Origin of the sequence: Abyssogena phaseoliformis symbiont OG214, assembly GCF_016592595.1 — a bacterium.
In the GTDB taxonomy this organism is placed as follows: domain Bacteria; phylum Pseudomonadota; class Gammaproteobacteria; order PS1; family Pseudothioglobaceae; genus Ruthia.
Genome location: NZ_AP012977.1, coordinates 621,727 through 641,972 on the forward strand (window position 1 = coordinate 621,727; position 20,246 = coordinate 641,972).

Genomic DNA, 20,246 nt, shown 5'->3' on the forward strand with positions numbered 1-20,246 from the left:
CCTTTTTATTGATTAAATCACAGTCACTAAAGTATAATTCATTAATTATTTATTCATCAAATGTGAATGGCATTAATTGTACAAAAATACGGCGGTACTTCAGTCGCTTCGGCTGAACGTATTCAGGCGGTTGCACAAAAAATCAAAGCATTTAAAGAGACAGGTGATCAACTGGTGGTGAGTGTATCTGCTATGAGTGGTGAAACCAATCGAATGATTGCACTTGCACAAACCATTCAAGATACACCTTCTTTAAGAGAGATGGATGTTTTACTAACGACTGGTGAGCAAATGATGATTGCTTTGTTGACTATGGCATTGCAACAGCTAGGTTGTGATGCGATTTCTTATATAGGTGCGCAAGTGCGCATTATGACTGATTCTGAGCACGGCAAAGCACGCATCAAGTCGATTGATGGCCATCGTATTCGCCAAAGTCTGGCTCAAGGCAAAGTTGTTGTTGTGGCAGGATTTCAAGGTGTGGATGCTGATGGACACATTACCACTTTAGGTCGGGGTGGTTCTGATACTACTGCTGTGGCACTTGCAGCTGCGCTTAAGGCTGATGAATGCCAAATCTATACTGATGTAGATGGTGTGTTTACAACTGACCCACGTATTGAGCCAAATGCCAGAAAAATGAATGTTGTGAGTTATGAAGAGATGTTAGAGATGGCATCACTTGGCTCAAAAGTTTTGCAAATTCGCTCAGTGGAGTTTGCATCAAAATATAAAGTGCCATTAAGAGTATTGTCATCTTTGATTGACAATCCAGTAGGCACGTTAATTACTAGTGAGGAGAATATTGTGGAACAAGCGGTTATTTCAGGCATTGCTCATAATAAAGATGAGGCAAAATTAAGTTTAATCGGTGTGTCAGATGAACCTGGTATCGCATTTAAAATTTTAAACCCAATTGGCACTGCCAATATCGAAGTTGATATGATTGTGCAAAGCGTATCTGCACGTGAAGGCTTGACTAATTTTGCTTTTACTGTACATAGGAATGACTTTAAAACTGCTAGTAAAATCCTAGACCGTTTGTGTCAAGAATTAGGTGCAACAGCTGTCCAAAGTGATGACAAAGTGGTTAAAGTATCATTGGTGGGTATTGGTATGCGTTCTCATGCAGGTATTGCCGCGCAAATGTTTGAGGTGTTGCATAATGAGGGTATTAATATTCAGATGATTTCCACCAGCGAGATTAAAATTTCAGTGGTGATTGATGAAAAGTATTTAGAATTGGCAGTACGTTCATTACACGCTGTGTTTGAATTGGATAAGGAATAAAAATGCATACATTTGATGACAGGGATGGTTTAATTTGGTTTGATGGCGAGTGGGTAGATTGGCGTGAGGCCAAAGTCCATGTATTGACTCATACTCTGCATTATGGCATGGGTGTGTTTGAAGGGGTTCGTGCGTATGAAACCAAAAAAAGACCTGCAATTTTTCGCCTTGAAGAACACACCAACAGGTTGTTTAATTCTGCCAAGATTATGAACATGGATATTGGCTTTTCCAAAAATGAACTTAACCAAGCCCAAAAAGACGCAGTTGCTAAAAATAATCTTGATAGCGCCTATATTCGCCCCATGTGCTTTTATGGTTCAGAAGGCATGGGATTGCGTGCTGATGGGCTTAAGGTGCATACCATTATTGCTGCTTGGGAATGGGGATCGTATTTAGGTGAAGATAGTATGAAAAATGGCATTCGTATTCGCACTTCAAGTTATGCGCGCCACCATGTTAATATTACCATGACTAAAGCCAAGGCTAATGGCAATTATATTAATTCAATGCTGGCTTTACAAGAAGCGTTAACTGATGGTTATGATGAGGCATTAATGTTAGATGTTGATGGTTTTGTGGCTGAAGGTAGTGGTGAAAATATTTTTATTGTGCGAGATGGTGTTATTTATACACCTGATTTAACCTCAGCACTAGCAGGTATTACTCGTGATACCGTATTTAAATTGGCAACTGATTTGGGTTATAAAGTGATTGAAAAACGCATCACTCGTGATGAAGTGTGCATTGCAGATGAAGCATTTTTTACAGGTACAGCGGCAGAGATAACCCCTATTCGTGAACTTGATAATCGTACAATCGGTTTAGGTACACGCGGTCCAGTGACTGAGCAGTTACAAACTTTATATTTTGATTGTGTTTATGGTAGAAATGAACAATACCAACACTGGATTGCCAAGGGGTTTTGCCAATGAATTTATCCGTAGATGATTTTCAAAAAAAGCATGAGAGTTTTAGCGTTGTGGAAGAAAAAGATTTGCCATTTCATTGCCCACCACCAGAGGTGCAAAAGTGGAATATGCACCCCAAGGTATTTTTAAAATTCGACAAAAATGGTAAAGCATCTTGTCCGTACTGCAGTGCCAGTTACGAATTGGCATAAACTTGATGAGTAGTAACTCACCAAATGTTGTTTTAGTTGGACCAATGGGCTCTGGCAAGACATCGGTTGGTCGCCGTTTGGCCTGTGTTCTTAAACGTGATTTTTTTGATTTAGACTTCGAAATAGTGGCGCGCACGGGTGTGGCCATTGATCATATTTTTGATGTGGAGGGTGAACAAGGCTTTCGTAAACGCGAAACACAAATGTTGGCTGATTTGTGCGAGATTAAGAATATTGTCATCGCCACTGGTGGCGGTGTTGTTATTAAGGCTGAAAATCGAGAAATGATCAAGCATAATAGTTATGTAGTGTATCTATCGTCAACGGTTGAACAGTTACTTAAACGCACCATGAATTCTAAATCTAGGCCACTACTTGAACAATCAAGCAATCGAGAGAAAACCATTCGTGACTTGGTATCAAAGCGTGAATCTTTATATCAAGAAGTGGCAGATGCGATGATTGACACTACAGGTAAGAAGTTATACGCTATTATTAACGAGATTAAAAAAGCCATTCCAGTATGAAAAAAAACCTAACCACTGCGTTGATTTTTGTCATTTGTCTTGATGCTCAAGCAATGACACAAAATGAGTTTATTGAACGCTTAAAAAATACACATCCTTTTTTTACACAACTTGATTTATCTATACAAATTAAGCAGATTGATCAACAAGCAACCACAGCTAATCAAGATTGGGTCGTTGGCGTAAAAACTAATTTTAAGAATGAAGATATAAGCGATATTTCATCCATAACGACTTATAATAATTTAAACACCACTTCAGTTGATTTTTCAGCAACTAAAAAAATAGTAAGCTCAGGTGCTGATATTACTCTCAAGCACAATTGGAAAAATAAAAAAAAAGCTGAAAATACCAATAGAAATAAATTTTCTATCGATTATGTTCACCCATTATTGAAAAATGCAAACGGCATTAATGATCAACTAAATACAGATTTATCCAATATTGACGTGCAAATATCTAGGCTTGAGGTTGCTGAACAACAAAAGGTTTTTACACTTGCTCAATTGAAGAAATTTATTAATTTGGCTTACGCTCAAGAGCGCTTAATGATTAGTAATCAACGCCTAGATTTAGCTACTCAGGAATTGATTTTGGTTAAACAAAAATTTACCATGTCAGTGGTTGATAAAGCTGATGTCTTGCTGCAAGAAGATGCTTATCAAAGTGCTAAGCAACAACAACTCCAAACCCGGCAAGATTTAAATTTTTTGCGTCATGAAATGGCCATTATTTTAGATATTGATTTTTCTAATGTTAGGGCTGAATTTGATTTATATCAACGCTATACAACCAATGACGATAATCTTAAACAATACTTATTGACTAATTCTAGAGTATTAAAAATAGCTGATTTAAATCAAGATTTGCTAAAACGTCAGCTAAAGAGTGACAAAAGTAATTCAAAAATACAGCTTGACTTAAAGCTTGGTATTAGCAGCGAAGGTGAAAATAGTCGCTATACAGACTCTATTTCTAACCAGAGTCCATCATGGAATATTGGCTTGGATTTTAGTTACCCTATTGGCGGTACGCAAGCCAAATCGACCATTGAAAAAACACAAATAAAACTTGCTAGGGCTAAAGAACAAAAGCAAGAGCAATTATTAAACATCCACGCCAAGGCGAACGCATTAAAGCAAAAAATTCAGTATTTGGTGGAAATACTTGAATCCAATATAATGCAAATCAAAATTGCTAAGGCACGCACCAAAGAGGAAAAACGAAGATACAATAACGCCAATTCTCAAGCAAGTTTTGTTATTTCAGCGCAAAACAATGAGCAAAGTGCAAACCTTAACCACATTCAAGTGGCGAAAAATTATCAACAATCAGTGCTTGATTTTAAGGCAACTATTGACCAATTATTGCCATGATAAATTTTACTTTGGGTAATGCGAGCGATATCGGCATTTTATTTTTTAAAGCATTAAAAAGAACAAAAAACGCCTTATGAGCATTCAATACATGGTTGCCATTAAAGATACTCATGCTCATATTTTTAAGGTTGTATTGACTCTAAAAAATCCCAACTCATTAGGACAAGTATTTTCATTACCCAATTGGATTCCTGGTAGTTATCTAATTCGTGATTTTGCTAAAAATATCATCAGTATTAAGGCTAAAAGCCACCACCATCAAATACCGATTAAAAAATTCGATAAAAATCATTGGATTACCTATCCTTGTGAAAATGTACTAAGTATTGAATACGAGGTTTATGCCTTTGATTTATCAGTTAGGTCGGCTTATTTAGATAACGAGCGTGCTTTTTTTAATGGTAGTAGTTTGTTTTTACTGCCTTTAGGATTTGAGTCAGATTTATGTGAGCTGAACATAAAGTCTACTAATCAGAATCAAACTTTAGGCAACTGGTCGTGTGTCACAGGTTTGACTACCTTGAGTAATATGAACTTTATCGTTCATAATTATCAAAATTTGATTGACCACCCTGTGGAAATGGCAGATTTTACTAGGCTAGAGTTTGATGCGAGAGGCATTAGCCACAAAAGGGCAATCACTGGAAAGCACAACGCAGATATTAAACGTCTAGCAAAGGATTTGGTGATTATATGCACTCACCATATTGATTTTTTTAACGGCGCTATTCCATTTGATGAGTCCTTATTTTTAACCCTAGTTAGAACAAATGCTTATGGTGAATTGGAGCATAAAAACTCTTCAAGTCTTATTTGTTCTAGGAAAGAAATGCCAGTGCTTAATGAGCATAACATAATACCAGAATATACAAGATTTTTAGCCCTATGCTCTCATGAATATTTCCATGCTTGGTGGACTAAAACCATTAAGCCTGCTAGCTTTCATCAATTAGATTTGAACACAGAGAGCTATACTCAGCAGTTGTGGATTTTTGAAGGTTTTACCTCATATTATGACGAACTGTCTTTATTACGCACTCAAATCTTAACGCCAAAGCAATATTTAACTTTTTTTGCTCAAAACCCCCCATAACGCGAGTGCAACAATTCAAAGGTAGGCAAAAACAATCCTTGGTAGAATCTAGTTATGACACTTGGACTAAGTTTTACCAACAAGATGAGAACGCTCCCAATGCTATTGTTAGTTATTACGCCAAAGGTGCATTACTTGCTTTTGTGCTTGATATCAATATTAGACAACGCACCAATGACAAGACATCGTTGGATGATATTTTAAAATTCGCTTGGGAGAATTATCAAGAGTTTGGACTGGAGGACAACATCATACAGCGTGTTGCCAATGATTTGGTTAGAGGTGATTTGTCTGATTTTTTCAATGATTATTTATATGGCGTAAAAGAGTTACCACTACACAAGAAGCCTTTGCCTATGTTGGTGTAGATTGCGTCTTTAGCGTTAATAAAAAAAAGTTGTCTAATTTCGGTGTTAGTGTTAGTGTTAATGGAGAATTTGCTCAAATTACAACTGTATTTTCAGGCACTTGTGCACAAAAGTCTGGGCTGTATGTAGGTGATAAAATCATCACTATTAACCGTGAAAAAGTAAGTGGAAAGAGTTTGGTGGTAGTCATTAATCAGTATGTCGTTAATGAGATAATCAAAGTAGGGTTTTAAGAGATGAATTATTACTTGAGATATCCGTAACATAACCGACAGCGAAAAGACTTTTTGTACACTAAGTATTCAAAATGATTTGAGCACAGAAACCCTAGGAAGACAAAGAAATGGTTTGCACAAGCAAAATAAACAATCCTAAAAAACACACACCGTTAAACCTAGAATGGTTTTGCCAAAATTATTAGTTAAACCAGTCGGAGGCGTACAATGAGTGATTTTAAAATGATTAAAGAGGAGGGTAAGGTACTTTTGGCAGTGCCTGGCGGTAAAGACTCGCTGAGTTTGTTTCATATTTTGCACCATTTTCTTGCCTCTGCCCCAATTCATTTTGAACTTGGCGTGGTTACGATTGACCCTCAGGTAGATGGTTTTGAGCCACAAGCTTTGGAAAGTTTTTTAAAAAAATTTGACACGCCTTATTTTTTTGAAGCCTTTCCAATTATAAAGCAAGCCGAAAAAAGCATGAAGGGCAGTTCATATTGCTCTTTTTGTGCGCGCATTAAGCGAGGACTAATGTATCAAGTGGCACGGTATGAAGGTTACAATGTTTTAGCATTGGGGCAGCATTTAGACGACTTGGCTGAATTGCTGATGATGTCAATGTGTCATAATGGCAAAATTCAAACCATGGAAGCACATTACATTAACGATGCAAAAGATTTGCGTATTATTCGACCACTGGTGTACGTTCGAGAAAGACAACTGGCTGATTTTGCCAAAACAACACGTTTGCCCATCATTAAAGATTCCTGCCCAGTTTGTTATCAAATACCCACCGAGCGAGCACATTTTAAACAGTGGCTGTTGACTGAAGAAAAGCGCACTCCTAACTTGTATAAAAACCTACTAAGCACCATGAAGCCCATGTTAGATGAAACTAAGGAAGGCTTGGATGGTTAGATTTATTCTTTGGATTTTTTCAATCATGCCACTGAGGTTAAACCATTTTGTTGGCACATTGATTGGCCAATATTTGTATTTAATAAAGTCTAACTCCAAAGCCGTGGTGAGTAAAAATATTCAACTTTGTTTTCCAAAATTAAACCCAGAGCAACAACAAATATTGATTAAAAAATCACTCATAGAATCAGGTAAGGGTTTAAGTGAGTCTGGGTTTATTTGGTTTAGGAATTTTGATAATAATGCCAAATACGTGACAAAAACAATAGGCATGGAACATCTTAAAAGCGACAAAGCCGTTATCTTATTAGTGCCTCATTTTGGCTGTTGGGAATTGGTGGCTAGAATGGTATCATTATCTGAGCCAGTCGTGTTTATGTACAAGGCATTAAAAGATAAACAGCAAAACGCATTATTACTCTCAAAACGACAACAGGGAGATTTGCTAATGGCACCAGCCAATAAAAAAGGTGTTATCAAATTGCAAAGAGCAATTAACAACAAACAACTCATTGCCATATTACCCGACCAAGATCCGGGTGAAGTGGGGAGTGTTCTAGTGCCATTTTTTTCACAAAATACGCGCACGATGACTTTATTGGTAAGGCTTGCTAGGAAGAATGATGCTCAAGTAGTTATAGCATGGGCAAAACGCTTGCCAAATGCTAAAGGTTACGAGCTTAATCTCAAACCAGTAAAAGTGCTGTCTAGCGCCAACACACTTGAAGATGACACATTGCTGATGAATAAAGTCATTGAAGATTTGATTACAACCCAGCCAGAGCAATATTTATGGAATTATAAACGTTTTAAATCGGTTATTAATTACTAAGGGTTTTTGCGTATAAACGCAATTTAAGACATTAGCGCTGTATGATATAATTTAGCTATGAAATTTATTGAAGATATTCAAAGTATTTTTGATCGTGACCCTGCTGCTAGAAACATCTTTGAAATTATAACTTGCTACTCAGGCGTGCAAGCCATGTTGTTTTATCGTTTAGCACATCGATTATGGCGTTTAAAATTTAAATGGTTGGCAAGATTTATATCATCATTAGCAAGATGGTTCACAGGTGTTGAAATTCATCCAGGTGCTGTTATCGGTCGTCGTTTTTTTATTGACCATGGCATGGGTGTGGTGATTGGTGAAACTGCTAAAATTGGGGATGATTGTACTTTATATCATGGAGTGACACTTGGTGGCACAACTTGGCAAAAAGGTAAACGCCATCCCACTCTGGGTAATAATGTCGTGATTGGCGCTGGTGCAAAGATACTAGGTCCGATTACACTTGCTGATAACGTTAGAGTAGGCTCAAACTCTGTTGTGGTTAAATCTATTGATGAATCTCAAACGGTTGTTGGTGTGCCTGGTCGTGTTCTGAAAAACAACCAAATTAAATCAGACCATTTTGATTCTTATGCTGTGAGTGGTGATGTTGATGATCCTACTGTTAAAGCTATCAATTCTATCTTGGTACATTTACATGATGTGGATTTGCAATTGCACAAAGTTTCAAAAGAATTGAACATCAAAGACCAAAAAGACACTTCTGTGAATGATTTGGAAATTGAAAATAAATAACCAACTAATATTAAGGTTATTTACTTGACTAAATAACTTGGTTAAGTGTATAATCATCCCTTGTTATTAACTAGAATTAGGACTGATATGCAATTAACAACCAAAGGTCGTTATGCAGTAACTGCAATGTTAGATTTGGCATCTAACGATACTGGAAAGCCCATTACCTTGGATATTATCTCACAAAGACAGAATATTTCATTGTCTTACTTGGAGCAATTATTCGCCAAGTTGCGTCGCGTTGAATTGGTTAAAAGTGTGCGTGGCCCAGGTGGTGGCTACTTGCTCGACGCTAAAGCTTGTGATATTAATTTAACTCAAATCATTGAGGCAGTGGATGAGAATATTGATTTGCGTCGTTGTAAAGGTATCAGGGGGTGCAACAATGGGCGTCAGTGTATTTCTCACCAATTATGGTGTGAAGTTAGTGAACAAATTAGAACATTTTTGAACGGCAAAACCTTGCAAATGGTAATTGACGATCATAACTCATCAAATAAAGGAATATAAATATGTCAACACCTACTTATATGGATTATTCAGCAACAACACCCGTTGACGAGCGTGTTGCCCAGAAAATGATGCAACACTTAACCATGGATGGTGATTTTGGTAATCCAGCATCAAATTCTCATTATTATGGTTGGCAAGCTGATGAAGCTGTTAAAAAAGCCAGACAGCAAGTTGCTGATTTGGTAGGTGCCGATCCAAAAGAAATTGTTTGGACTTCGGGTGCAACCGAATCTGATAATTTGGCCATCAAAGGTATTGCGCACTTTTATCATAAAAAAGGCAAGCACATTATTACATTAAAAACTGAACACAAAGCGGTATTGGATACTTGTCGGCAGCTAGAGCGTGAAGACTTTGAGGTAACCTATTTAGACCCAATGCCAAATGGCTTGTTAGATTTGAATGTTTTAAAAGATGCGATACGTGAAGATACCATATTGGTGTCGATTATGCATGTTAATAACGAAATTGGCGTGATTCAAGATATTGAAGCCATTGGTAATCTATGTCGTGAGAATAAGATTTTTTTCCATGTTGATGCAGCACAATCAGCAGGCAAAGTAGCGATTGATTTATCAAAACTACCCGTTGATTTAATGAGTTTTTCAGCCCATAAAATTTATGGGCCCAAAGGCATGGGTGCACTTTATGTACGTCGTAAGCCACGCGTACGCATTGAAGCACAAATGCATGGTGGTGGGCATGAGCGAGGTATGCGTTCAGGCACTTTAGCCACACATCAAATTGTTGGTATGGGTGAGGCTTTTGCGATTGCACAAGCTGAGATGAAAGAGGAGAATGCAAAAATTAGACAATTACGTGATCGCTTATTAGCAGGTTTTGTTGATATGGAAGAAGTTGTGGTCAATGGTGATATGGAAAGTCGCATTCCAGGCAATTTAAATATCAGTTTTAACTATGTGGAAGGTGAATCACTAATGATGGCTATTAATGATATTGCTGTGTCTTCAGGTTCAGCTTGCACAAGTTCAAGTCTTGAACCATCGTATGTTTTGCGTGCACTAGGCTTGAATGATGAATTGGCACACTCATCAATTAGATTTACCATTGGACGTTATACAACCGAAGCACAAGTTGATAAGGCTATTAGTTTAGTACGTACTAAAGTTGATAAATTACGCGATTTATCGCCACTTTGGGATATGTTCAAAGATGGCATCGATATCAGTAAAGTTGAATGGACAGCACATTAAATGAGCGTAATAAATACATGGGTTAGCGACTCACAACAAGACTAGAATAACAACAAGCACTTAAAAGGAGAAAAGAGATGGCATATGGCGAAAAAGTAATGGATCATTATGAAAACCCACGCAATGTAGGCGTATTAGATAAGGACGCTAAAAATGTTGGCACAGGTATGGTGGGCGCGCCCGCGTGTGGTGATGTGATGCGTTTGCAAATTCAGGTTGATGATAATGGCGTGATTGAAGATGCCAAGTTTAAAACTTATGGTTGTGGCTCTGCTATTGCATCAAGTTCATTATTAACAGAATGGGTTAAAGGAAAAACGCTAGATGAGGCGGCAGAAATTAAAAATTCTGATATTGCAGAAGAGCTGTCCTTACCACCCGTTAAAATACATTGCTCAGTCTTAGCTGAAGATGCTATTAAAGCAGCTATTAATGACATTAAAAGCAAAGCCTAATTAATAATGGCAATTATTTTAACTGACCGTGCGGCAGGGCGTGTTGTTGATTTTTTAACCAATCGTGGTTCTGGCATAGGCATTCGCCTTAGCGTGCAAACTACGGGTTGTTCTGGTCTTGGTTACAACATAGAATTTGTTGATAATACTAATGACGATGATACTGTATTTGAAGGCAACGGCGTTAAAGTTATTGTTGATGCAAAGAGTTTAATTTATTTAGATGGCACGCAAGTTGATTATGTTAAAGAAGGTTTAAATGAGGGTTTTGAGTTTAACAACCCGAATGCTAAAGCTGAATGTGGCTGTGGCGAATCTTTTACGGTTTAGTTTTTTAAAAAATGGAAAACTATTTTGAGTTGTTTTCATTAGCAGTTGACTTTGATATAAATATCACTAAGCTTAATACTGAATACCAACAACAAGTTGCAAAATTTCACCCTGATAAATTTGCCTCTGGTAGCGATAAAGAAAGGGCTTTAGCATTACAAAATACCTCGTTAATTAACACAGCATTTGATACTTTAAAACCCCCACTTAATCGTGCTAATTATTTATTAGAACTAAACGGTATTAACGCATTTGACGAAAAAGACACAACAATGGCGGTTGATTTTTTAATGTCTCAAATTGAGCTAAGAGAGACTTTAGAGTCAATTCAAGCTAGCAAAGATGAGACGGCTTTAGATGATTTTATTGAAAAGGTAGATGAAAAAATTAAGCATAATGTAGATAATATTAGAGCTTCATTTACCAATACAAAGGTATTAAATAAGATTAAAGACTTGGTTAGGGAATTAAAATTTTATGAGCAATTAAATGCTCATGCAAAACAATTAATGGATGAGTGGTTGTAGCAATCAATATCAATAATGGCTTTATTACAAATATCAGAATCTGGTCAAATATCCGTACCACATCAGCATAAATTAGTGATTGGTATTGATTTAGGCACGACTAATTCATTGGTTGCATCCGTGATGAGTGGTCAAAGCAAAGTTCTCATGGATGAAAATAATCAGGCAATTTTGCCTTCGGTTGTGCATTGTGGTAAGGACAATAAATTAACGGTTGGTTGTGATGCTTGTCCTTATGCGAAAACTGATCCGACCAATACTATTATTTCAGTCAAACGCTTTATGGGCATGAGCTATAAAGAAGTTAGTACATTCAAAAATTGTCCTTACCAATTGCTTGAAAATGGTGATAATGTATTATTTCACACCGCTACGGGAGACTTATCTGCGATTGAAATTTCTGCCAGTATTTTAGCCTCACTTAAACAGCGCGCTGAAAAATCATTGGGCGGTGCACTATTTGGCGCAGTAATTACAGTGCCTGCTTATTTTAATGATGCACAGCGTCAAGCAACTAAAGATGCAGCAACTTTGGCTGGGCTTAAAACCTTGCGCTTGCTTAATGAGCCAACTGCAGCAGCGGTTGCTTATGGTTTGGAATCGGGTGAAGAGGGTGTGCATGCAATTTATGACTTAGGTGGTGGTACGTTTGATATTTCAATTTTAAGCTTTAGCAAGGGTGTGTTCAAAGTATTAGCAACAGGCGGTGATGCCACCTTAGGCGGTGATGATTTTGATGCACTGATTGTTGATGATTGCATCGAGCAATTGGGTATTAGTGAACTTACACCCACCCAAATGCAAAAGATTAAGCAATTTTCACGCACCGCTAAAGAAACCTTGAGCAATCATGAATTTGCAGAATTTGACTGCATTGAAAAACCTTATCGCATTACCAAAGAAAAATTTGAAATGCTAGCTAAAACCCTTATTAAACGTACTTTATTGTTAACCAAACGAGCCATTAGAGATGCGCAAATTGATGTTGAAGGTATTAAAGATATTATTATGGTAGGTGGTTCTACACGCATGCCATTAGTTCGCTCTATGGTGGGTGATTTATTTAACAAATCCGTTTTATGCTCTATTAATCCAGATGAAGTTGTTGCTAAAGGTGCAGCAATACAAGCTAATATTTTAGCTGGCAATAAATCACAAGAGGATATGTTGTTATTAGATGTATTACCGTTGTCACTTGGGCTTGAAACGATGGGCGGATTGGTGGAAAAAGTCATTCATCGCAACACTACAATTCCTATTATTCGCGCACAAGAATTTACCACCTTTAAAGATGGGCAAACAGCCATGAGCATTCATGTATTACAAGGTGAAAGAGAATTGGTTAAAGATTGTCGCTCGTTGGCTAAATTTGATTTGCACGGCATCCCACCTATGGTGGCAGGCAGTGCTCGCATTCAAATAGAGTTTCAAGTGGATGCTGATGGCTTGTTGTCTGTGAGTGCTGTTGAGAAAACATCAGGTGTTAAAACAAACATCACCATCAAGCCATCTTATGGGCTAACAGATGTGCAAATGGAAAAGATGCTTAAAGATTCTGTTTTATTTGCCAAAACTGATATTCAAACCAGACAGCTTCATGAAACACAAGTAGAAGCAGACAGAACCATTCAAGCTATAGATTCAGCACTTAAAAAAGACAAGCACATGCTTGATGATAAAATGCTTAACAAGATCTTAAACGCAAGAACCACACTGTTTGACATTACTCATTCTGATAATGAAAAAGCCGTTAAGACCGCTATTGACAATCTTGAGAACACTTGTTCAAAATTTGTTGAAATGCGCATGAACAACACCGTTATGAAAGCCATGAAAGGTCATAATGTTGATGAATTTTAACAAAAATATTTAGGAAATTTATATGCCACAAATCATTGTATTGCTCCATCATGAATTATGTCCAGAAGGCATTGTTATTGAAACTCAATCAGGTGTTAGTGTTTGCGATGCACTACTTGCCAATGACGTTGAAATCGAACATGCCTGCGAAATGTCAAATGCTTGTACAACTTGCCATATTTATCTGCGCGAAGGATTTGATTCAGTAGAGGAGTCAGATGAAACAGAGGATGATTTATTAGACAAGGCTTGGGGCTTAGACTCAGATTCTCGCCTATCTTGTCAGACGATTATGGGTGATACTGACTTGGTGATTGAAATTCCCAAATACACCATCAATCAAGTCTCTGAAAACCACTAAATTTTCACCTTTTAAGACAGCACCCAAAGTCTATATCCATTAGATTGTACATTTTTAACCTCTAAGTAACATTCAGCCTAGTATTTATGTTATAAACATAAGTTATTTAAATTGTTAAATAAACTATATATAATATATGTTTTTAAAAAGAAGTTGTCATAATATGGAATTCTATTTGATGTCACAAAATCTAGCAACAAGCACATTCAAAAATACTCCACCCCCAGTTCTTTAGTTTCTAAACCGCTTTTAAGTACCCCTCCCCCGAGTTCTCTCTAAGTTCTAAAACCTTCAAACCCAGTGCACTTACACTGACTATATTCACCTTCTTACTTGCTGTTGAAGCGTAAGCCGTTAATACCTTTGATAAATAGACTTAAACACCGAATACACCCACAATCTTAACAATCCAGCCATTGTTAAAAAAGACAACCAAGCCACCACCTTGCTCAAAGAAGTGACAGGCGCTGTCCGTGTAACGCCATAGGTTCTACAGACTCAGACAATGTTAACCAATTAGGCGACAAAATTACCACAGGATTAAGCAATCAATTAAAAAAATAAAGCCATTAGTAAAACCGAAGGTTTAATTAATGACAAAGCCAACCAGTTTTTTAATCAGTTTGGCTTTGGCCGTACTGAAATCAGTATTCATGGAGTTAACTCAAAAGAGTTAGATTACAGCATCAAAACGATTCAACCACCATCTGAGTTAAACGACAACAGCAAAGAACTCACTTTCTTCCAAGATCAAATCACCTCTCTGGTGACAACCAAGGCAATCGCCGTGAGACTATTAACTTAGGTGTAGGACAACGTTACTTAGTCCAAGATGACATGGCAATCGCAGACATTAACCTATTCACTGACTATGAAACCAAATCTGCACACAAACGCCTAAGCCTTGGCTTAGAGTACCAACGCACAAACTTTGGTATTAGTGCAAATGTCTATCATCCACTCTCAGACAAAAAGACAATCGCTGATACTACTGAAGAGACCTTAGCAGGTTATGATATCAAATTCTCAGGACAAATGCCATACCTGTCTTGGGAAAAAATCAAAGGCACCCATTACTTTTAGGTTGGTAACAACATCAAAGGTAATATCTTGGGCGTAGAGATTGAATTTTCTCCTTCTACTCGTTTTGAATTTGGCACTGAGAATTCTAATACTGCAGAGTGTACTAGTTATGCCCGCTTAACCACTGCATTGCCTTTTAAGGATAATGAAAAGTTCACCAATTTTATCACTGACAATCGAGCGTTTAAAATCAGTAGCACAATAGATTTAACCACACTTGTCTCAGTTGAACGTACCAACAAGATTCGCATTGAAAAGGTTAGTAATGGTACTGGCAATGTTGTCTTAGGTGAATACAATTCAACAACCGATGGTGCTTCTTGTACGCTTAAAGATAGCACAGGTTTGTCTAAAGTTGCAACGACAGGTGCTGATATTGGTAGTTTCAGTTTAACCAATGCAAGAGTAGCAGCAGGGTTAGTAACCTTGTCTTGTACAGGCGGTGAATATACGGATGAAGCAACTAGTGTGGTTATTAATCCTGCACCATCAATTCGTGCAGCAGCTATCTATTCACGCACAGGTGTTGTTCAAATTTTAGCATCACCGCTATCAGAAGTGGCTTATCAGTTAGCAGGCGGCACTGCTATTACGCCTAGTATATCAGCCCCCTCCTTAACAAGTGAAATTAAGGCTAAAAACTAAATGATTGCGACTCAATTTAGTATGCCAGGTGTTAAGTTTGTTGGTGTGATTCCAATTGATCTTAACAAAAAGCCAGCAAGAAGCGATAATGAAGGCAAGTTTGGTGTTTTAAATGTTGAAGTTGCCAAACGCACCAGTGCAGAAGTAGATAGCAGCACCAAAATTCAAACAATTGTTGATGGTTTTGCAAGTGTGACACAATCCACCCTTACTGCCAATCCAAGTGAAGCCGATGCAAATGGGTTTACAACCTCAACCATTACCTTTCAAGCCAAAGATGCTCATGGCAACGACATAACCACAGGTGGTTTAATAGTTACAATGAGTTTTGGCGGCGCTCGGTTGAATTGTGTTGTTAGTAATAGTGTGGTTGATACTGTAACTATTAATTTTATCGGAATTCCAAGCGCATTTTGCTCCGCTATGACTGCTAGTCCAGTTTCAATACTTGCAGGAGGCTCTTCAACCATTACCATACAAGTCAAAGACAGTGGTGGAGAAAAAATAACCACAGGTGGTGCAAAGGTTACAATGACTTCGGGAAGCGATTCAAGTATTAGCACTGTGGTTGATAATAATAATGGCACTTATGCTGCAACTCTTACTGAAGAATTTCCTCCCTTACCACCAGGGATAGGTTATGGAGATCCTTATCATTATGTGACAGGGTTATATTGATGGTGTAGAACTTTCCACGTTACCAGTTCGGGTAACGGTTACATTTTAATAGTATAAATATTATAATTTCGGCATACATAATTTAGTCTAGCTGTGCTAAGGACTAGCATAAAAGTATAACTGATGACGCTTAAATAGCAGAAACTAGGTGAGTTTTTTTATGTGCTGTGATACTTTCACTTGGTCTTATACAATGATGAAGAAGTAAAGATATAAACTGGACGAGAGGTGAATATAAAAATGAATTTTTAATGTTTAAAAGTATATTGAGTTAACTCAATATTTTTATTCAAAAAGAAACAAACCTAGCCTGTTCTTAGAATGGGCAAAGCTAGTTTTTGAGATGTTAGAATTTTAAATATTTAGAAACAAACCCTTGTGCTTTTTTGGACTCAAATTCTGTTTCTATCTCCATAGACTTGTCTTAAGACAATAACCACCTTGGTATTAGCGGATTTTCACTGCTGCCGCAAACTTTGCCTAAATTGTTTGGGTGAAATATTTTGACAAAGTCAGGATTGTCTAAATCATTGATATAAACAATACCTTTCTTGGTGTTCGTTTTTGATGACTTTTTTAATGTCATTTAATGCGTCAATAAATTCACTGGCATGAGTAACTACTTATGGCGCGACTTTTAAGGTGTCGTATAGATACCAATCGTTTGGATTGCTATTAAGCTTGTCAAATAGTGCGTAGCAATCATTCCCCCATTGCATGATGTCAATAAACCTGCCTTTAAGCCGCTCTATATAATCCATGTTTGCTTATTTAGTGCTATTCAATGGTAATACTTGGGAAAGCACTGGTTGCACGAGATTGTTGGGTTAGTTTGGCACTGACTTTTTTAGCAATTTCTTTATAAATCTCAGCTATTCTGCCTTCTGGATTTTTGGCAACGGTTGGCGTGCCTTCGTCACCGTCAGTTCGAATGTCCATTTCTAAAGGGAGTGCGCCTAAAAACTCAACACCTGTATCAGCAGCCATGGTTTCGCCACCACCTGTGCCAAAAATAGCCTCTTCGTGTCCACACTTAGAGCAAATATGTAACGACATATTTTCAACAATACCCAAAATAGGAATGTTAACTTTTTCAAACATTTTTAAGCCTTTTTTAGCATCAATTAGTGCAATGTCTTGTGGGGTTGTTACAATCACAGAACCACTGACTGGGATTTTTTGTGACAGTGTTAGTTGTGTATCGCCTGTGCCTGGTGGCAAGTCAATGATCATATAATCAATACCACGCCACAAGGTGTCTCTTAGCATTTGCTCTAAAGCTTGAGTTACCATAGGGCCACGCCAAATCATAGGATTGTCTTCATCCACCAAGTAGCCGATTGACATGCTTTGCATACCATGGCCTAAAATAGGTAATAATTTACCCTCAGCGGTGGATTCTGGCTTTGCTTTGCTAACGCCTAGCATTCTAGGTTGAGAAGGGCCATAAATATCAGCATCTAAAATAGCAACTTTAGCGCCTTCTGCTTGTAAAGCTAATGCTAAATTAACCGCAGTGGTTGATTTACCAACGCCACCTTTACCTGAGGCAATAGCAATGATATTTTTAACTTCTGGTAGGACATCAACGCCTTTTTGAGTGGTATACTTAACAATCTTGGTTTTAATATCAACGCTAACATTGTTAATATTGGCTTTTGCTAATGCATCAGTAATAGCACTAGATAAAGTAGCGTGATAACTATTGGCAGGGTAATTAAATTCAATGTTAATTTGTACTTTGTCGCCATCAATGTTAATATCATTAATGATATTTGAAGAAACAATATCTTGTTTGGTATAAATATCAACAACCTTGGATAAAATATCTGCAATTTGCTTGTTCGTTAAATCTATCATCTTTTGATGTACCCAATTAAGTAAAATAGCGATATTTTATCGTATAACGATATAAGCCACCCTTAATATTAACAAGCCTATTATGACATCACGAAAAATTCTCGTTACCTCAGCACTGCCTTATGCCAATGGTGAAATTCATCTGGGGCATTTATTAGAATACATTCAAACTGATATTTGGGTACGTTTTCAAAAAATGATGGGCAATGAGTGTCATTATGTTTGTGCAGATGATGCGCACGGTACACCTATTATGCTTAAAGCTGATGAGCTTGGCATTACGCCTGAGGCGTTAATTAAAGGTGTGAGTAAGCGTCATCAGGCAGATTTTAAAGAATTCTCCATTGGTTTTAGCCAATATCACTCAACCCATAGTCAGGAAAATAAAGATATTTCTACCAATATTTATCATAAGTTAAACGCTGCTGGTTTTATTAAAACACGTACCATCTCTCAGGCATTTGACCCTGAGAAGCAAATGTTTTTACCCGATCGTTTCATTAAAGGTGATTGCCCTAAGTGTGGTGCTAATGACCAATATGGTGATAATTGTGAAGTTTGTGGCGCAACCTATTCGCCAACAGAGCTGAAAAATGCCAAATCTGCCATTTCAGGCGCAACCCCAATCACTAAAGACTCAGAGCACTATTTCTTTGACCTACCTCAATTTGAAGCGCAACTTAAAGCGTGGACCAAAGCAGGACATTTGCAAAATGAAGTGAGTAATAAATTATCTGAGTGGTTTGAGCAAGGTCTTCAACAATGGGATATTTCTCGTGATGCACCGTATTTTGGCTTCCAAATTCCTGGCGTAGAAGGTAAATACTTCTATGTTTGGCTAGATGCACCGATTGGTTATATGGCGAGTTTTAAAAAGCTTTGCAACGAGCAAGGGTTGGATTTTGATGAGTACTTTAACAAAGACTCAAATACCGAACTTTATCATTTTATCGGCAAAGACATTGTTTATTTTCATGCGCTTTTTTGGCCGGCTATGTTGATGGGTGCGAATTATCGCACACCAAGTGCGATTTTTGCGCATGGGTTTTTAACTGTGAACAGCCAAAAAATGAGTAAATCTCGCGGCACATTTATTCAGGCTAGAACTTATCTTAATCATCTTAATCCTGAATATTTGCGTTATTATTATGCCTATAAACTGTCTGCTAAAATTGACGACATCGACCTTAATTTAACTGACTTTAAACAACGTGTAAATTCAGATTTGGTGGGAAAAGTGGTTAATATTGCTTCACGTAGTGCAGGGTTTATTGTTAAGAAATTTAACAAAACTTTATCTGCCTACGCTATTGAACCTGAGCTTTATCAGGCGTTTGTTGTTTGTGGTGATGTCATTAAAAAACATTATGAGACACGTAATTATAATCAAGCCATGCGTGAGATTATGAAATTAGCTGATAAAGCCAATCAATATATCGATGGGCATAAGCCGTGGCAACTGGTAAAAGAAGATGCCAAGCAAGCACAAGTGCATGACGTGGCTTCACTTGCTATTAATTTATTTAGGGTACTGATGACCTACCTTAAACCAGTATTGCCCGTTATGGCAAAACAAACTGAGGTGTTTTTAAATATAGATACACTTAATTGGCAGGATTTAAAACACCCTTTAACCAAGCATCAAATTAATGCATTCAAGCCTCTGATGTCACGTATTGAAGATGAGAAAATTGAGCAAGTTATCGAAGCTTCAAAACAAAATATGCAAGTAACTATGCAGGACAAACCTAAGGATGATAATATGATTCAGATTGATGATTTTACTAAAATTGATTTACGGGTTGCTAAAATTATCAAAGCCAAAAATGTAGAAGGTGCTGATAAATTATTACAATTAACACTAGACGTCGGCGAACAACAAACACGCAATATATTTGCAGGTATTAAAGCGCATTATACAAATGAGGAATTAGAAGGGCGGTTCACCATTATGGTTGCAAACCTAGCGCCTAGGAAAATGCGCTTTGGTATTTCACAAGGTATGGTGCTTGTAGCAGGAGATGGCGAGTCGTTGCATATTTTGTCAGTTGATTCTAATGCCAAGCCAGGTATGAAAATCAGCTAACCTTGAAATATTAGCCATTATTGATTAAAATAATTTTTTTCGGAAGGATGTCAGAGCGGCCGAATGAGTACACTTGGAAAGTGTGTGTACCTTTGGGTACCGTGGGTTCGAATCCCACTCCTTCCACCAT

At 37.4% G+C, this 20,246-nt stretch carries 23 protein-coding genes, 1 tRNA gene and 1 pseudogene; 23 read left to right on the plus strand and 2 right to left on the minus strand.

Going from position 1 to position 20,246, the window contains the following annotated elements; all coding sequences use genetic code 11:
- Positions 1 to 66 precede the first annotated feature (66 nt).
- The 21 genes and pseudogenes from CVPH_RS04120 (at position 67) to CVPH_RS04220 (ending at position 16,170) form a co-directional block, all read left to right on the plus strand.
- Positions 67 to 1,290: an aspartate kinase gene (locus CVPH_RS04120; protein WP_201342239.1), complete on the plus strand. Its 1,224-nt coding sequence runs from the start codon at positions 67 to 69 to the stop codon at positions 1,288 to 1,290.
- 2 nt (positions 1,291 to 1,292) lie between these two features.
- On the plus strand, positions 1,293 to 2,225 hold the full coding sequence (locus tag CVPH_RS04125; protein WP_201342240.1) for a branched-chain amino acid transaminase: 933 nt from the start codon (positions 1,293 to 1,295) through the stop codon (positions 2,223 to 2,225).
- Complete coding sequence (locus CVPH_RS04130) at positions 2,222 to 2,413, plus strand: zinc-finger domain-containing protein (RefSeq protein WP_201342241.1); 192 nt, start codon at positions 2,222 to 2,224, stop codon at positions 2,411 to 2,413. Before CVPH_RS04125 ends, CVPH_RS04130 begins: the two co-directional genes overlap by 4 nt.
- Before the next feature lie 5 nt (positions 2,414 to 2,418).
- Positions 2,419 to 2,940, plus strand: coding sequence for a shikimate kinase (locus CVPH_RS04135; RefSeq protein WP_201342242.1), 522 nt, complete (start codon positions 2,419 to 2,421; stop codon positions 2,938 to 2,940).
- The gene (locus CVPH_RS04140; protein WP_201342243.1) at positions 2,937 to 4,316 is read left to right on the plus strand and encodes a TolC family protein; all 1,380 of its coding nucleotides are present in this window, start codon (positions 2,937 to 2,939) and stop codon (positions 4,314 to 4,316) included. The genes CVPH_RS04135 and CVPH_RS04140 overlap by 4 nt, the downstream gene beginning before the upstream one ends.
- A 76-nt stretch (positions 4,317 to 4,392) precedes the next feature.
- Entirely contained in the window at positions 4,393 to 5,412 is a 1,020-nt protein-coding gene (locus CVPH_RS04145; RefSeq protein WP_201342244.1) for a M61 family metallopeptidase, read from the plus strand.
- Positions 5,413 to 5,417: 5 nt separating this feature from the next.
- Positions 5,418 to 5,780, plus strand: a complete 363-nt coding sequence (locus CVPH_RS10735) for a M61 family metallopeptidase (protein WP_201342245.1) — start codon at positions 5,418 to 5,420, stop codon at positions 5,778 to 5,780.
- Complete coding sequence (locus CVPH_RS04155; RefSeq protein ID WP_281064675.1) at positions 5,726 to 6,013, plus strand: PDZ domain-containing protein; 288 nt, start codon at positions 5,726 to 5,728, stop codon at positions 6,011 to 6,013. Before CVPH_RS10735 ends, CVPH_RS04155 begins: the two co-directional genes overlap by 55 nt.
- A 210-nt stretch (positions 6,014 to 6,223) precedes the next feature.
- On the plus strand, positions 6,224 to 6,916 hold the full coding sequence (locus CVPH_RS04160; RefSeq protein WP_225879804.1) for a tRNA 2-thiocytidine biosynthesis TtcA family protein: 693 nt from the start codon (positions 6,224 to 6,226) through the stop codon (positions 6,914 to 6,916).
- Positions 6,909 to 7,748: a lysophospholipid acyltransferase family protein gene (locus CVPH_RS04165; protein ID WP_225879805.1), complete on the plus strand. Its 840-nt coding sequence runs from the start codon at positions 6,909 to 6,911 to the stop codon at positions 7,746 to 7,748. The genes CVPH_RS04160 and CVPH_RS04165 overlap by 8 nt, the downstream gene beginning before the upstream one ends.
- Positions 7,749 to 7,805: 57 nt before the next feature.
- The gene (gene cysE / locus CVPH_RS04170; RefSeq protein WP_201342248.1) at positions 7,806 to 8,504 is read left to right on the plus strand and encodes a serine O-acetyltransferase; all 699 of its coding nucleotides are present in this window, start codon (positions 7,806 to 7,808) and stop codon (positions 8,502 to 8,504) included.
- 87 nt (positions 8,505 to 8,591) lie between these two features.
- Positions 8,592 to 9,014, plus strand: coding sequence for an Rrf2 family transcriptional regulator (locus tag CVPH_RS04175; protein ID WP_201342249.1), 423 nt, complete (start codon positions 8,592 to 8,594; stop codon positions 9,012 to 9,014).
- Between the two features lie 2 nt (positions 9,015 to 9,016).
- Complete coding sequence (locus CVPH_RS04180) at positions 9,017 to 10,231, plus strand: IscS subfamily cysteine desulfurase (protein ID WP_201342250.1); 1,215 nt, start codon at positions 9,017 to 9,019, stop codon at positions 10,229 to 10,231.
- Between the two features lie 77 nt (positions 10,232 to 10,308).
- Positions 10,309 to 10,686, plus strand: coding sequence for a Fe-S cluster assembly scaffold IscU (iscU, locus tag CVPH_RS04185; RefSeq protein ID WP_201342251.1), 378 nt, complete (start codon positions 10,309 to 10,311; stop codon positions 10,684 to 10,686).
- Positions 10,687 to 10,692: 6 nt separating this feature from the next.
- Entirely contained in the window at positions 10,693 to 11,016 is a 324-nt protein-coding gene (gene iscA / locus CVPH_RS04190; RefSeq protein WP_201342252.1) for an iron-sulfur cluster assembly protein IscA, read from the plus strand.
- An 11-nt stretch (positions 11,017 to 11,027) separates the two neighbouring features.
- A complete protein-coding gene (hscB, locus tag CVPH_RS04195; protein WP_201342253.1) occupies positions 11,028 to 11,543 on the plus strand; it encodes a Fe-S protein assembly co-chaperone HscB in 516 nt (171 codons plus the stop codon).
- Between the two features lie 15 nt (positions 11,544 to 11,558).
- Positions 11,559 to 13,403, plus strand: coding sequence for a Fe-S protein assembly chaperone HscA (gene hscA / locus CVPH_RS04200; RefSeq protein WP_201342254.1), 1,845 nt, complete (start codon positions 11,559 to 11,561; stop codon positions 13,401 to 13,403).
- A gap of 22 nt (positions 13,404 to 13,425) precedes the next feature.
- Positions 13,426 to 13,764 (plus strand): ISC system 2Fe-2S type ferredoxin, encoded by a 339-nt coding sequence (fdx, locus tag CVPH_RS04205; RefSeq protein ID WP_201342255.1) that lies wholly within the window; start codon positions 13,426 to 13,428, stop codon positions 13,762 to 13,764.
- 783 nt (positions 13,765 to 14,547) lie between these two features.
- A pseudogene (locus CVPH_RS04210) lies at positions 14,548 to 14,847 on the plus strand (inverse autotransporter beta domain-containing protein); the annotation flags it as partial.
- Between the two features lie 27 nt (positions 14,848 to 14,874).
- A complete protein-coding gene (locus tag CVPH_RS04215; RefSeq protein WP_201342256.1) occupies positions 14,875 to 15,492 on the plus strand; it encodes a hypothetical protein in 618 nt (205 codons plus the stop codon).
- Positions 15,493 to 16,170, plus strand: coding sequence for an Ig-like domain-containing protein (locus tag CVPH_RS04220; protein ID WP_201342257.1), 678 nt, complete (start codon positions 15,493 to 15,495; stop codon positions 16,168 to 16,170).
- Between the two features lie 623 nt (positions 16,171 to 16,793).
- Here CVPH_RS04220 and CVPH_RS04225 read toward each other — a convergent pair.
- Both CVPH_RS04225 and apbC read right to left on the minus strand, forming a co-directional pair.
- Entirely contained in the window at positions 16,794 to 16,931 is a 138-nt protein-coding gene (locus CVPH_RS04225; protein ID WP_201342258.1) for a hypothetical protein, read from the minus strand.
- A 16-nt stretch (positions 16,932 to 16,947) separates the two neighbouring features.
- Positions 16,948 to 18,030 (minus strand): iron-sulfur cluster carrier protein ApbC, encoded by a 1,083-nt coding sequence (apbC, locus tag CVPH_RS04230; RefSeq protein WP_201342259.1) that lies wholly within the window; start codon positions 18,028 to 18,030, stop codon positions 16,948 to 16,950.
- A gap of 82 nt (positions 18,031 to 18,112) precedes the next feature.
- Between apbC and metG the strand changes: the two genes are divergently transcribed.
- Together metG and CVPH_RS04240 are read left to right on the plus strand one after the other, a co-directional pair.
- Entirely contained in the window at positions 18,113 to 20,116 is a 2,004-nt protein-coding gene (gene metG, locus CVPH_RS04235) for a methionine--tRNA ligase (RefSeq protein ID WP_201342260.1), read from the plus strand.
- A 41-nt stretch (positions 20,117 to 20,157) separates the two neighbouring features.
- Positions 20,158 to 20,245: transfer RNA gene (locus CVPH_RS04240), tRNA-Ser, on the plus strand.
- The last annotated feature ends 1 nt before the right edge of the window (position 20,246 follow it).

Excerpts from the sequence above, each read along its gene's own strand:
- CVPH_RS04225 (WP_201342258.1), bottom strand. The coding sequence starts at position 16,931 with ATGGATTATATAGAGCGGCTTAAAGGCAGGTTTATTGACATCATGCAA.
- apbC (WP_201342259.1), bottom strand. The coding sequence starts at position 18,030 with ATGATAGATTTAACGAACAAGCAAATTGCAGATATTTTATCCAAGGTT.
- CVPH_RS04145 (WP_201342244.1), top strand. The coding sequence starts at position 4,393 with ATGAGCATTCAATACATGGTTGCCATTAAAGATACTCATGCTCATATT.
- iscA (WP_201342252.1), top strand. The coding sequence starts at position 10,693 with ATGGCAATTATTTTAACTGACCGTGCGGCAGGGCGTGTTGTTGATTTT.
- CVPH_RS04180 (WP_201342250.1), top strand. The coding sequence starts at position 9,017 with ATGTCAACACCTACTTATATGGATTATTCAGCAACAACACCCGTTGAC.
- cysE (WP_201342248.1), top strand. The coding sequence starts at position 7,806 with ATGAAATTTATTGAAGATATTCAAAGTATTTTTGATCGTGACCCTGCT.
- CVPH_RS04120 (WP_201342239.1), top strand. The coding sequence starts at position 67 with ATGGCATTAATTGTACAAAAATACGGCGGTACTTCAGTCGCTTCGGCT.
- hscA (WP_201342254.1), top strand. The coding sequence starts at position 11,559 with ATGGCTTTATTACAAATATCAGAATCTGGTCAAATATCCGTACCACAT.
- CVPH_RS04135 (WP_201342242.1), top strand. The coding sequence starts at position 2,419 with ATGAGTAGTAACTCACCAAATGTTGTTTTAGTTGGACCAATGGGCTCT.
- CVPH_RS04160 (WP_225879804.1), top strand. The coding sequence starts at position 6,224 with ATGAGTGATTTTAAAATGATTAAAGAGGAGGGTAAGGTACTTTTGGCA.
- CVPH_RS04165 (WP_225879805.1), top strand. The coding sequence starts at position 6,909 with ATGGTTAGATTTATTCTTTGGATTTTTTCAATCATGCCACTGAGGTTA.
- hscB (WP_201342253.1), top strand. The coding sequence starts at position 11,028 with ATGGAAAACTATTTTGAGTTGTTTTCATTAGCAGTTGACTTTGATATA.
- iscU (WP_201342251.1), top strand. The coding sequence starts at position 10,309 with ATGGCATATGGCGAAAAAGTAATGGATCATTATGAAAACCCACGCAAT.
- CVPH_RS04175 (WP_201342249.1), top strand. The coding sequence starts at position 8,592 with ATGCAATTAACAACCAAAGGTCGTTATGCAGTAACTGCAATGTTAGAT.
- CVPH_RS04140 (WP_201342243.1), top strand. The coding sequence starts at position 2,937 with ATGAAAAAAAACCTAACCACTGCGTTGATTTTTGTCATTTGTCTTGAT.
- CVPH_RS04130 (WP_201342241.1), top strand. The coding sequence starts at position 2,222 with ATGAATTTATCCGTAGATGATTTTCAAAAAAAGCATGAGAGTTTTAGC.
- CVPH_RS04220 (WP_201342257.1), top strand. The coding sequence starts at position 15,493 with ATGATTGCGACTCAATTTAGTATGCCAGGTGTTAAGTTTGTTGGTGTG.
- CVPH_RS04125 (WP_201342240.1), top strand. The coding sequence starts at position 1,293 with ATGCATACATTTGATGACAGGGATGGTTTAATTTGGTTTGATGGCGAG.
- fdx (WP_201342255.1), top strand. The coding sequence starts at position 13,426 with ATGCCACAAATCATTGTATTGCTCCATCATGAATTATGTCCAGAAGGC.
- metG (WP_201342260.1), top strand. The coding sequence starts at position 18,113 with ATGACATCACGAAAAATTCTCGTTACCTCAGCACTGCCTTATGCCAAT.